Origin of the sequence: Cytobacillus firmus, from assembly GCF_023657595.1 — a bacterium.
Taxonomy (GTDB): Bacteria; Bacillota; Bacilli; order Bacillales; family Cytobacillaceae; genus Cytobacillus; species Cytobacillus firmus_B.
The window spans coordinates 2,779,825-2,792,155 of record NZ_CP098323.1; the positions used below are offsets into that span (position 1 = coordinate 2,779,825).

The following is a 12,331-nucleotide window of genomic DNA, read 5'->3' on the forward strand; positions in this document are numbered from 1 at the left end:
AATAGTTTATAAAATGATAGTGTAAAAGCTTATTGGCACAGGCTATTATTGCTTGTGTAAATAAGCTCTTACACTGGATATTTTCACTTTAAAAAAACAAAACGACTTTCCAGGATCTAGCTTAAAAGTTGTTATTGAAATAGATTGATAAACTATTAGCTGGTAATTCCAAGAAAAAAAGAGCTGCCAATAATACAATAAAAAAGCTAATCGAATAACGCGGATTAGCTTTTTTTACTGATTGGCATTTCCTTTTTGAAATATTTTCATCCTTTTATACAGGGACCTCTAAAGCAGGTAAAGCCTCTTCCAATTCCTCCCTCTTCGATTCCAGCCAGGAAGGCAGCATAAGCCTGCTGCCAAGTTCATTTAGTGGTTCGTCAACCGTAAATCCTGGAGGGTCTGTCGCGATCTCGAACAAAATGCCGCCTTCTTCATGAAAGTAAAGTGCTTTGAAGTAATTGCGGTCGAGAATTTCGGTTGGATAATAGCCCTTCTCCTGAAGAAGGTTTCTCCACCTCATATGATCCTCTTCATCCTTCGCTCTCCAGGCAATATGATGAACTGTACCTGCCCCCATCAGCCCTCGAACAGAAGGGGTAAGTTTTATATCGATCGTATTTCCAAGTTCGGCTTCTGATTTAAATCTTAAGAACCCTTCTTCCTGGCCGATGCCTTCAAGCCCTAATACATCCTCAAGTACTTCAGCCGTTTTATTTGGCTTTGCAGAAATCAGGGTTGCTCCTCCAAATCCTTTAATGGCAGCCTCTGGATGAACGTCTTTCAAAGCCCATGTGTTCAAAGGCCCCTCAGACCTCTCTACAAGTTCGATTTCAAGGCCGTCCGGATCTTGGAATTGCAGGTAGGTTTCACCGTAGCGAACGGTTTGTATGAACTTAACGCCAAATTTACTCAGCCGTTTTTTCCAAAATTCAATTGAATGTTCAGGGATCACATAACTGGTCACCCCGACCTGGCCGGTTCCAATCCGCCCTTTGAGCTGCTTCTCCCATGGGAAGAAAGTTATAACCGTTCCAGGATCGCCATTTTTATTTCCAAAATAAAGATGATAAACTTCCGGCCGGTCAAAATTAATCGTCTTCTTTACAAGCCTTAGTCCCAGTACCCCTGCATAAAAGTCGATATTTCGCTGGGCATCGTTAACCATAGCCGTAATATGATGGATACCTGCAGTGATTTGCAAAATCTATTCCCTCCACTTCTTTAAAAGTGACCTAATTCTACTGTGGTCTTTCGATAGAAAACAGTTCGCCAATCTTTGCATAATGGATGCCAGCTAAACGGCTCACTGCAGCGAGCCCCTTTGGATCAATTCTTCCCTTATCATAGATGTTTTCATCAATATGAAATTGAACAACTTTTCCAATGATAAGATCACAGCCAGGAGTATCCGTCCCCCCAAATGAAAGAGATTGTTCCAAGGTACACTCCATACGGATTTTCGCTTCCATCACTCCAGGCACGGAAATTTTTGTACTTTCAGCTGAAGTTAATTGTGCTAATTCTATTTCACTTTGATCAGGAGGCAGAGTTGCTGCTGTCTTATTTATTTTTTCTACATTGTCCTCGTCGACAATATGAACAACAAATTCCTTTGTGCTGATAATATTTCTGGCCGTATCCTTCTGTGTTCCTTCATTTCTTTGAATCGCCAAGGAAATCATTGGGGGATTTGATGTTACGATATTGAAATAACTGAATGGCGCCCCATTCAATACACCTTCATTTGAGATCGTGGTTACAAAAGCAATGGGCCTTGGTATGATGCTTCCTATTAAAAGTTTGTAATTTTCTCTTTCATTATTGTCAGCTGGGTCAATGGAAAGCATAGCGTGCATCACCTCTATAAAATTTAATCCAATTCCCTGACTGTAAACGGAAGCAGAACACTTTCTATCTTATCCCTTTGTGGCTCATATTGTTCAGGCAGCATTAATTTCCCGCCCATTTTTTCCTGGGATTCATCATGGGCAAACCCTGGAGGATCAGTAGCAATTTCAAATAAAATTTCCCCATGTTCCCTAAAATAGATCGCATTAAAGTAGTTTCGGTCTTGAACTGGTGTAACCACATATCCATTATCGGCAACATACTTTTGCCAATCCAATTGATCCTGATCATCAATAGCCCTCCAGGCAATATGATGGACGGTTCCCACACCCATTCGCCCCCGTCCAATTGGAGTTAATTTAAGATCGATGATGTTTCCAATATCAGCAGAAGATCGGTAACGGATAAAATCTCCTTCCTGACCTAAAACTTCGAGTCCCATAATGTTTTCCAGCAGGTCAGCCGTTTTCGCTGGCTGAGTTGATAGGAGAGTTGCTCCACCGAAGCCTTTTATAGCTGTTTCAGGGGTAACATCCCCGTAAGTCCAGGAATTTACTTCCCCATCTTCTCTTTCAACAATCTCCAAATGAATTCCATGAGGATCATCAAATTCCAAATATTGCTCTCCGAACCGTTCCATTTTTGTATAAGGCACTTTAAATTTTTCAAGCCTTTCCTCCCAAAACTTCATGGCACCTGCCGGAACGACATATGAAGTAACTCCTACCTGGCCATCGCCAATAACCCCTTGACGGGCACCTGCCCATGGAAAGAAAGTAATGATTGTTCCTGGCTTGCCGCCCTCATTTCCAAAGTAAAGGTGATAAGTGCCGGGATCATCAAAATTGACCGTTTGCTTGACTAAACGCAATCCTAAAACTCCTGCATAGAAATCTGCATTCTCTTGAGGATGGCCTACGATTGCAGTAATATGATGAATCCCCATTGTTTTTTTACCCATATTTCCCGCACTCCTTTAAAACTTGGATTTTAATTATATTCTGTAACTAGGACATGCCCTGCTATCAATTCAGTTAATAAATTTATCTACAAACTGGAAAGGAACAAAATTTTTCAGCTTTATTTGAGGTATTACTAATTCGGGATAGTTTAGAATAAAAAGAAATCCAATGCATATCGGCCAGGACCAATTAAGGCGATACCAATGGCAACAGAGAGTAACGTTAAGTTATATTCATATCCATTAGATGTTGCCCATAAACCATTTGGACCATGCACCTTAACGATAGCCATGATCATAGTTCCTGCAATCATTAGTGCTGCGAGAGGAGTTAAAAATCCTAATGCAAACAAGATTCCCCCTATAAGTTCTGCTAATCCTGCAAAAAGAGCCATCATTACTCCCGGCTTCATCCCAATGGAATCAAACCAGCCTCCGGTTCCTTTTAATCCATGACCCCCAAACCACCCAAACAATTTTTGAGCTCCGTGACCAATGAATAAAACGCCAATTACCAGCCTAATAATTAATAATCCTAAGTCCATCATTTTTATTTCCTCCTAATTTTAATTATCTCGAATTCGAGATATTATTTTAAAATTTTTTTGCTTTTTCTTATCATTTCGAGAAATTGAACTAATGCCTCAGTTCCTATGCATTTAATAATCTTACCTAAAATTAATGTTTTTTGTGGTTCCCTTTGTAACTGCTGCGTTCTTTCTGGATAATATATGATTTACCATATTGGCTTAACTTTATGTCTTGCCTGGGCTCTCTTTAATTTTTCAGGAGTTACATCATCTCCTATAGGATCAACGATGGTTGTGTTTAATAGCAGCTCTTCCATTGAGCCGCGAAATTCTTGGATATATTGACAGCGCAAAATGATTATTTCAGCATTTTCAATTTGTGTTAAGCCTTTCTTCTTTCTTTTTGCTGCGAGTTCATTTATTCTTTTTAGAATCTCATGCATAAGACTTACTCCTTTCAAGTAAAAATCCAAAGATACCTCGAAATAAAATATCTTGAATTAAAGATAATTTATTTTATTAAATATGTCAACACTATTCTCTTGATTATTCAAATGGAAATATATCATTTTTGCGTGTATTTTAATTTGATCTAATGCACTCTTCAATAAGTGCTGATTTTTATCCTTCCTCTTTTAATGCACATTTTAGGCGTACACTATGAACTTCCATGGTTCCCCGCCTTCCTGATTTGCGCACTATTCCTTCTGCATTAAATTCATTTAAAAGTGCTGTCACTGTTTCACGGATACTGCCCATCATCGATGCTAACTCTTGATGAGTTATGTAAATATCAAGTACAGCCCATTCTTCCGCACTGCTGCTTGACAATTTATCCCCAAACTTCTCTGTAAGTTTATTTAGCAGGAATAAAAGCCGTTTCCTTGTACTGCTATATGCCATATACTCCAGTAACTCTTCGACTTCCTTTAGGCGGCTGGAGATTATTTCAAGAAGCTTTAAAGAAATACTTGGATTTTCACGTATTATTTTTTCAAACTGCACTCTATCTATTCTGCAAATAACAGAATCCTCCCATGCCTCAGCATATAAATTTTCAGAACCGGTTGTAAAAGTACCAATTTCTCCAAATACATGCCCCGTTTCTAAAATATCAACTGTAAGCTCTTTCCCGCTCTCAGTTATTCTATACAAACGAACCTTACCCGATTTGATTAAATACAATAACTTTTGATCCATATGTGGAGAACTAATAACGGTACCTTTCTCCACAACTTTCATAGGTGTGACCGGTTCATATTTCTTTAATTCCTCCAATTCCAGATCCTTAAAAATCTGTATTCTCGATAAATACTTCATTTTATCCATATGCCTCTCCCCCAATTCTGCCGAATGTAGTCCAGACTACATACTCACTAACCTAACAAGCCTAGAATGTATACATAGCAGCTACGTCTATTATACAAAAGGAGGAAACTTTGTGGATGTTGTAACTATGATCATTCAAATTATTTTAATTTTTATTTTCACCATATCCATTTCGATGAAATTAGCACGTACCAAGTCAATGGTTAAGCACTGGGGAGAATATCGCTACCCCCTATGGTTCATGCAATTAATTGCTTTCCTGGAAATATTGAGCGTAGGCGGATTGATCATCGGATTTGGGTTTCCTAAATTTATCTTGCTTTCAGGATCCCTCATTACTATTCTTATGCTAGGTGCCCTGCACGCTCACTTCTTAAGAGCCAGACATAGACCGATTATGGGATTAAATGCCTTAACAATGCTGATTTTAGCTATTGTAATCACCTTTTTTCAAATTAATAAGTAGTCAAAAATAACTAAGTTTACAATGTCCGGTATCCAGTTTGAAGCCTTGAGTACTTTGTACATACCGTTACCATTTCGGGAAGCATGCTATCCCAAAGAGAACATCTAAATTAATGATCCATTCTTAAAGTATTCCAAACAGCCCTGCCCCCATCTAAATTCAAGACGGGGGTCATAATTCTTTCATAGGAAGTTATGGGAATGATCTTAATGTTCCTGTATAATCCTCCAAGCTGAAGCATAGAACTTCGGCCAGAAAGCTAACTGTGTCTTGGACTACTTTTTAGTGGCGGTTATTTTTTGGCGGTTCAACTCAAGCTTAAGCTGCAATATCTGAACACTGTAATTATCATTTGAAAGGTGCTGTGAAACCAGGTCATATATGATGTTTTTACGCTGAATTACAGCAAGATGGGTCTTTGTATATTGATTCCACTAATGATCTTATTCACTAATTATCGACATTCAGAGGAGAGTATACAGATTCCTTTGTGAACTAACCAGCCTATCATTATAATCAAAATGCAGATGGGCGTTGGCACAGTTCCTAGATTTTATATCATTTGTGTAATGCCAGGCATATATTTCCCCTATAATTCCACTTACCGCCATACTTTTTTATTGGCTTCCATTCATAAGTTTTCCAACACCGGTAATATTAAGAGTAATGCAGAAAATAATGGTGATTTACTTATGACTAAACAGGATTAAGGATGAAGTCCAGCATGAGGTATGGGAAAAATCCTTTTTTATTCCAATAAATTTTTAATATAGTCAAAAAACAAATGTACGCTTTGGTCTTACTTTAATAAACATTCTATCCCCTTTGGCAAAAAAAGAACACAAGATAAAAAGTTGATGAATACCGCCGGAGTGAGAACGCAGTTTTACCACAGCCAGATATCAAATTATGAAACGGAGGTGAACCAGATAAAGGAACAGCCAATACCAGACAGATTGCAGATATCCCCATTTCTAGTGTTTTATTTAATTATGTCCATGCAAATTGGCATTGGGGTTCTTAGCTATCAGAGAGACATCGCAAAGGATGCTGGCTATGATGCCTGGATTTCCATCCTGTTTGCCGGGGGATGCATACATGTCATCCTTTGGATGATCTATAAAATTGCCGAAACGGTTGATGGAGATTTTGTGACAGCACATAAGTACCTTCTGGGCAATTTGATCGGCAAAGCAATCAGTTCCATTTTTATAGGTTACTTTTTTTTGTATGTCTTAGCTATCGCACGAACATTTATCGAAATCATTCAAGTGTGGATGTTTCCGGATCTGAGCACTTTCTGGTTCTCCTTTGGTTTCATGATACTTTGTACTTATATCATTTTTGGAGGGTTAAGAACCGTAGTCGGTATAGCCTTTTTTGGTCTTGTATTGCCGGCTTATCTCCTTCTCACATTTGGCTGGGCCATTAAATTCTCAAATTTTTATAATCTCCTCCCAATTTGGGATCATTCCGTTAAGGAACTTCTCATCAGTTCCTACAATATGTCGCTTACCTTCATCGGTTTTGAGATTATTTTGTTCGTTTATCCTTTTATAAAAGAACCAAAGAAATCCAAAAAGTGGGCCCACCTTGCTGTTTTAACCACTACCCTGATCTATACGATTTTAGCAGTCATTACCTTTGCATATTATTCTGAAGATCAGCTTGCTAAACAGGTTTGGCCGACTTTAACCATGTGGAAAATTGTTGAAATGCCTTTTGTGGAACGTTTCGAATATATTGGGATTGCAAACTGGAACTTAATTATGCTTCCGAATGTGTGTATTGCCATCTGGATTTGTTCGAGACTTATCAAAAGGATCTTTAATATTAGACAAAAAATCGGTGTTTTTTTTATTGTGGGTGCATTATTATTATTGATTAACTTTATTAATACGCGCGAAGAGATTAGTCTGTTTAATGAATATTTTGGGAAAGCAGGGTTTGGCTTTACATTCATTTATATCCCCTTGTTCTTTGCCGCTATCATGATTGCCAAGAGGGTAAAAAAGAAGGGTAAAAAGAAATGAAAAACTTATCTTAATGGGGTTGGTTCTGCTGCTGTTCAAATATTAGAAGTTTACCCACTCAAATTTCAATTTTCAAGAATTCTTAAAGAGATAAACGAGTCATAAAAAAACGGCTTTGCTATTTTCGCAAAGCCGTTTTTCTCCTATAAATCTACACGCTTTACTTCTTCTAGCTCAACCAAAACCTTTATTAATTTTTATGTTAAAATGAAGATAAATTTTTTTCTGAACAAAACAAAGATTTAGACTCTAAGCGTCTTAATCCTTTAATCTCAGACATTAACTGTTAATTGAGGCTCCCATTAAAAATCGGTTTGTGACCATGATAACGATAGTAAGTATAATTGATGATCAGCTTTTTCTTCTATTGTCATTGAAGGAGCGTGGGCGGAAAACATGTACAGTGTTCTTACATATTTTGTTTCCCTTGTTGTCATTGTGATATCGGTATTTACTACACTTTTTATCAAAAATGAACTAGAGCGAATGTTCCGGGAAAAAAATAAAATGATCCCTTTTCATATATCTAATGTGCTTCTCACCTTAATGGTTTCTTTTGCAGCACATGCTGTATTTACGATTTATATCATTGGAGATGAATTCAACTGGTTACTGCAATTGGCAATCCTCATTTTCATGATTTTACCAATTTATATTTTCGGGCACTTGGCATTCGAAAAATATAAATCAGTTTATAAAAAATACATACCCGCTGAGAGCGGGAAGATTTTAGTGCTTAATGAAAAGTACTTAAAGAAGAAAAAGTGGCCTTCAAAGTTCAAAAATTATAATGACTTTTCTAAGGAAAAATAAGTTACAGATACAAAAAAATAGGTTAAGCCAACTTAAGGAACATTTTTGGTATTTATTTATGCAGGGATTGGAGCATTTAAAATGAAGAATGAGCATTATTGGGTTTCAAAGCTTGGATTAACTCCTCATCCAGAAGGAGGATATTATAAAAGAACGTTTCAATCAGAGGAATGTACTTCTGATCAAGAATTGTCTGTGAAATTTGCGGGAACACGCAAGCTCTATACAAGCATTTATTTCTTATTAACGTCCAACGATGTGTCCCACTTTCATCGATTGAAATCGGATGAATTATGGTATTTTCACGCTGGAAGTCCACTAACCATACATATCATCAATGAAAATGGTGAATATGAAGAAATTAAATTAGGTATAAACCTTGATAACGGAGAAGTACCTCAAGCTTTAGTGCCGAAAAATTCAATCTTTGGTTCGTCTGTTATGGAGGCGGATACATTCTCACTGGTAGGCTGCATGGTTTCTCCAGGCTTTGATTTTCAGGATTTTGAACTGTTCACACAAACAGACCTTTTATCCAAATACCCTCAATATAAGGAAATTATTTTAAAATTAGCATATGAAAGGATTCCTGAATAGAGAAATTAGGTCTCTTCCGGATGACTGCTGCTAGTCTTAATCGGCCATACTTACCATCTCTATTAAGACAAGCAAACTATTACTCGAAAATCACATACTTACATAAAAAAAGTGGGGTAACTCCCCTATTTTTAGTGTTCTAAATTGAGATCTAATTCGTTGTCCTCGTTCAAATCAACTCTAAGGACAATCAAATCCTGCATTTCTTTTAGAAATTTAAATTTGCTTCTCTTCAAACTTTAAAAGGGTAAATGGCTCTTTTGACCGAGTCCTTTTTAAGAAGTCCTCATAAAACTTCACTTCTCCTTGCCAAATGATCAATGTCGCGTGACCATCGTATCTTTTCCTCAGTAGTTAGGAGCTCCCTTTACTAAGTGTGTCCTTAGCATCGAGTAAATCTAATCCAGCATTTAAAAATTATTTTAAACCTGCTCTTTGGGTGTCAATGCCATCCACTGATTGAGCTGCGGAATTTTCCCCTGCGCTTTATTATTAGTCCTTTTTTTTCCTAAAAAGCACCTCGTTTATGGGATTAAGAAATAATCTTAACTCTTATGATTGGGACTATAAATGTGTTCCTTTAGAAAATTTCTAGTCTTCACTATCAAATTAAATTGATTTTCTCTCTACTAATCAAACCCTTCCATTATCTCAATTTTAATTTTTTATTCTATAAACCATATCAATGCCCTTCTTCAACGCACCTACCCCCTTTAATACAATAAAAAATACTGCATCAGCAGCATCTAAAAGTTCTCTTAAATACGCCAAAATGCTAATGGCTATATTGAAAATGATATTGGGTTATTTTTTTAATCCCCTTTAGACATACTATTCACTAGGAGGTTGTTTTTATATGGAAGAACGTAATGTTAAATTAACTACAGCTGAAATCGCAGCTCTTTGGAAAATAAACATTTCAAATACAGCAGTAAGATGTTTTTACATACATCTTCTGCATCATCTTCAAGATGAGGAAATTAAGCTAATCATTGAAGAGGTATTGGTTTTAGTTGAATCAATTATTGAAAAAATTGAATACATATTCGAAGAAGAAGGGTTCCCAATACCAAATGGGTTCTCAGATAAAGATATTGATTTATCAGCCCCTCCCTTATATACAGACTTATTTGCATTAAGCTTCCTTTATCGTGGAGGACAGGTTATTATCCCAAGTTATGCAAATGTTTTACAACGAGTGACTCGGTTAGATGTATATAAACTTTTCAAAGAGTGTTTATACCGTGAAACGGAAATACATCAGAAAGCATTAAGCATTATGCTTTCTAAAGGAATAATCGATCGGCCTCCAAATATGGAATATCCAGAAAATGTGGAATACATTCAGAATCGACCATCATTACTAACTACTTGGTTAGGCGAAAAAAGACCTCTAAATTCCATAGAAATATCAGAACTTTTCGTCGAAATTGAAAGAAATGCCATTGGTTTAATCCTTTTAATAGGATTAATACAGGTAACGAAAGATAAGGAAATAAAGAATTATTTATTAAAAGGGAAAAAACTAGCTGAAAAGCAAGTGGAAACGTATGAAAAATTATTGAAAGATAGTGATCATTATATTGGTTTCCCATTGCCTGTGGAAGTAAGTAGTTCAACTGTTTCTCCGTTTTCTGACAGGTTAATTCTTTTTATAATAGCTACGGCAAACCAAATTGCAGTGTCAGCACTTGCGGATGCATTATCTGTCTCAATGCGAAAAGATTTAGCTCTCCATTATTCCTTAATTACAACCGAGGTTTTAAAATACGGGGAAGAAGGACTCAAACTTTTGATTGAACGAGGCTGGATGGAGCAGCCCCCACAGCCCATTGATCGAAAGAAACTTAATGAATCCTAACTTAAATGAAGGAGAGAACTAACCAAGGTATTCTGCAACTTAACTCTATTTGCTTAATATATCCCAATAAAGGCTATGGCTTTTGGCTATAGCCTTTTACATATAAATAAAAACAGACGCATTCCTTATTTGTGAAAAGCGCTCGCTTGTTGATTACTTACCGTCATTAATATTGGAGACAGCACTAGAGAATTCCTCAAAACTCATTTCTCCTAAGGCAAACTTCGTACTTTCAACAAAAATACGTTCATTTTTCGTTAGTTCACGTTTTGCTGCCTTTTCAATCCATCCATCTTCTATATCTAAAGTTTCTAAAACATGCTTTTGTTTTGAAAAAGCATCATAGTATCTTAACCCAAACTTTCTTTGGGAAACAGCATCAGTATGTATGCCATCTGGATTTGCCGTTAAGCCTTTTGATGTTGCGAAAAAGCAATTCTTTTCGGAATGAGCCACTTTAGATAATATCTCATTTATTTGTTTATATTCTGAAGCACTTTTCCCAAATCCCGACTGTCCAAGATAATGCCCAAGCTCACCTATTATGATCGGGATATCCGGTGCATTCAGTTCTTCTCTCAAGTGTTCGAATAAGGAAAGCAGTTTGGCTTCGTATGTTATATATCGTTCTCCGTAACTGTCGCTTTCTCCCTGATGCCATAGGATCCCCGCTAATTCACTTGTTTCCATTGCAAATTTTGCTTCAGAAATCGCATGCCTGGTTAAAACTCCATCTATTGCCCAATCATCAATAGAGCTTCCTCCCTCGGCACATGGAATGAGCCCAATCCCCTCGCCTGAATGGTCCTCTGTCCAAGCCTGAGCAAAAGAGGCTGCCGGCCCAATACCAGATACGTGGCGATCAAAATGAATTGGCTCCGCCATCATCTGCCATCTGCCGTTTCGCAGCATATTTATGTGCTCATTATAAATTGGAGACACATCGTCCATAAATCCTCTGCCAGCCATGTTGGATTGTCCGATTAACAGTATAGATTTCATAGAGTATCCTTCCTTCTGTCGAGTTTTAATTCAATTTAATGGCCTGATAATAAATAGACAAGCCAATGTGCATCACACTCATACGCCTTTTGGGCCTTCCGTAATACATCTGCCGTCTCTTTACCGTATCATTCATCCATAGAAGTGGTACGGGTATAAAGTATACTTCCCCTTCTTTTCTCACCTTACCATGCAGAATAACTGAATTTGTCCGAATTATATAGCATATTCTCCGAACCAAGAGAGCACTTACTAAAGAAAAAGGACGCTTCCTTACTCAGGAAAAGCGCCTGCTTACTGAATGAGTATGAAGGATCTTAAAAGTCTCTAATGAAATGTTAGTTGCTGAATAGGCGGACTAAAAAACCATCTTCTTCAACATGAGGCATAAAATAGGTGATTCCATAACTTGAAGCTACAGCCATAATGACTGTCCAAAGGAATAAACTGGTCAACATCCAGCCGGTTACCCTCTTTCTTGTAGAACCAAAGCTCATTCCCATAAACGCAGATATATGAGATCCAACGAAAAAAGGGCCAATAATCGCTAAGCCAGGTAAGCCATACTTATCAAAAAGTGTCCGTGCCCGTTTGCCTTTTTTCGACTCTTCCATGCCTTCAGCTTCAGCTTGCGTCGCCGCAACTTCTTCCACATGCATAATATCTTGCATACGTTTTTTTTGTTTTCGCTTTCTCATCCATTTCTTCACTTGATCTACAAAAACAATTAACAGAACCACTGTCAGAGCATTCCCCAAAAAAGCAAGTATCGCTGTCAGAACTGGAGATAGACCTCCGATGATAGCCAATGGAATCACAGCAACAAGTTCAAATAACGGAATTGCTGCCAGAAGAAATACAAATATATACGATAAAAACATATCCTAC

The 12,331-nt window shown here is 37.3% G+C and carries 13 protein-coding genes; 5 read left to right on the plus strand and 8 right to left on the minus strand.

The window, feature by feature from the left end; translation table 11 throughout:
• Window positions 1-274: 274 nt before the first annotated feature.
• The 6 genes from NAF01_RS14075 to NAF01_RS14100 form a co-directional block, all read right to left on the minus strand.
• Window positions 275-1,207, minus strand: a complete 933-nt coding sequence (locus NAF01_RS14075; protein ID WP_250802471.1) for a ring-cleaving dioxygenase — start codon at window positions 1,205-1,207, stop codon at window positions 275-277.
• A 34-nt stretch (window positions 1,208-1,241) separates the two neighbouring features.
• Window positions 1,242-1,850, minus strand: coding sequence for a flavin reductase family protein (locus NAF01_RS14080; RefSeq protein ID WP_250800562.1), 609 nt, complete (start codon window positions 1,848-1,850; stop codon window positions 1,242-1,244).
• A gap of 23 nt (window positions 1,851-1,873) precedes the next feature.
• On the minus strand, window positions 1,874-2,812 hold the full coding sequence (locus NAF01_RS14085; protein ID WP_250800564.1) for a ring-cleaving dioxygenase: 939 nt from the start codon (window positions 2,810-2,812) through the stop codon (window positions 1,874-1,876).
• A gap of 149 nt (window positions 2,813-2,961) precedes the next feature.
• Window positions 2,962-3,360 carry a DoxX family protein gene (locus tag NAF01_RS14090; protein WP_048008615.1) on the minus strand — a complete coding sequence of 133 codons (399 nt, stop codon included), beginning with the start codon at window positions 3,358-3,360 and terminating at the stop codon, window positions 2,962-2,964.
• Between the two features lie 188 nt (window positions 3,361-3,548).
• On the minus strand, window positions 3,549-3,785 hold the full coding sequence (locus NAF01_RS14095; RefSeq protein WP_048008614.1) for a DUF896 domain-containing protein: 237 nt from the start codon (window positions 3,783-3,785) through the stop codon (window positions 3,549-3,551).
• 178 nt (window positions 3,786-3,963) lie between these two features.
• Window positions 3,964-4,671 carry a Crp/Fnr family transcriptional regulator gene (locus tag NAF01_RS14100; RefSeq protein ID WP_250800565.1) on the minus strand — a complete coding sequence of 236 codons (708 nt, stop codon included), beginning with the start codon at window positions 4,669-4,671 and terminating at the stop codon, window positions 3,964-3,966.
• Window positions 4,672-4,783: 112 nt separating this feature from the next.
• Between NAF01_RS14100 and NAF01_RS14105 the strand changes: the two genes are divergently transcribed.
• From NAF01_RS14105 to NAF01_RS14125, 5 genes are all read left to right on the plus strand, one after another.
• Window positions 4,784-5,137 carry a DoxX family protein gene (locus NAF01_RS14105; protein WP_250800567.1) on the plus strand — a complete coding sequence of 118 codons (354 nt, stop codon included), beginning with the start codon at window positions 4,784-4,786 and terminating at the stop codon, window positions 5,135-5,137.
• 929 nt (window positions 5,138-6,066) lie between these two features.
• Entirely contained in the window at window positions 6,067-7,170 is a 1,104-nt protein-coding gene (locus NAF01_RS14110) for a GerAB/ArcD/ProY family transporter (protein WP_250802473.1), read from the plus strand.
• A 396-nt stretch (window positions 7,171-7,566) separates the two neighbouring features.
• Complete coding sequence (locus NAF01_RS14115) at window positions 7,567-7,983, plus strand: hypothetical protein (RefSeq protein WP_222500931.1); 417 nt, start codon at window positions 7,567-7,569, stop codon at window positions 7,981-7,983.
• 81 nt (window positions 7,984-8,064) lie between these two features.
• Window positions 8,065-8,580, plus strand: coding sequence for a cupin domain-containing protein (locus NAF01_RS14120; RefSeq protein WP_222500933.1), 516 nt, complete (start codon window positions 8,065-8,067; stop codon window positions 8,578-8,580).
• 856 nt (window positions 8,581-9,436) lie between these two features.
• Window positions 9,437-10,441, plus strand: coding sequence for a DUF3231 family protein (locus NAF01_RS14125; RefSeq protein WP_250800569.1), 1,005 nt, complete (start codon window positions 9,437-9,439; stop codon window positions 10,439-10,441).
• 153 nt (window positions 10,442-10,594) lie between these two features.
• Here NAF01_RS14125 and NAF01_RS14130 read toward each other — a convergent pair whose 3' ends face one another.
• Both NAF01_RS14130 and NAF01_RS14135 read right to left on the minus strand, forming a co-directional pair.
• Window positions 10,595-11,443, minus strand: a complete 849-nt coding sequence (locus NAF01_RS14130) for a sialate O-acetylesterase (protein WP_222500937.1) — start codon at window positions 11,441-11,443, stop codon at window positions 10,595-10,597.
• A gap of 338 nt (window positions 11,444-11,781) precedes the next feature.
• Window positions 11,782-12,324: a small multi-drug export protein gene (locus tag NAF01_RS14135; protein ID WP_250800571.1), complete on the minus strand. Its 543-nt coding sequence runs from the start codon at window positions 12,322-12,324 to the stop codon at window positions 11,782-11,784.
• Window positions 12,325-12,331: the final 7 nt, after the last annotated feature.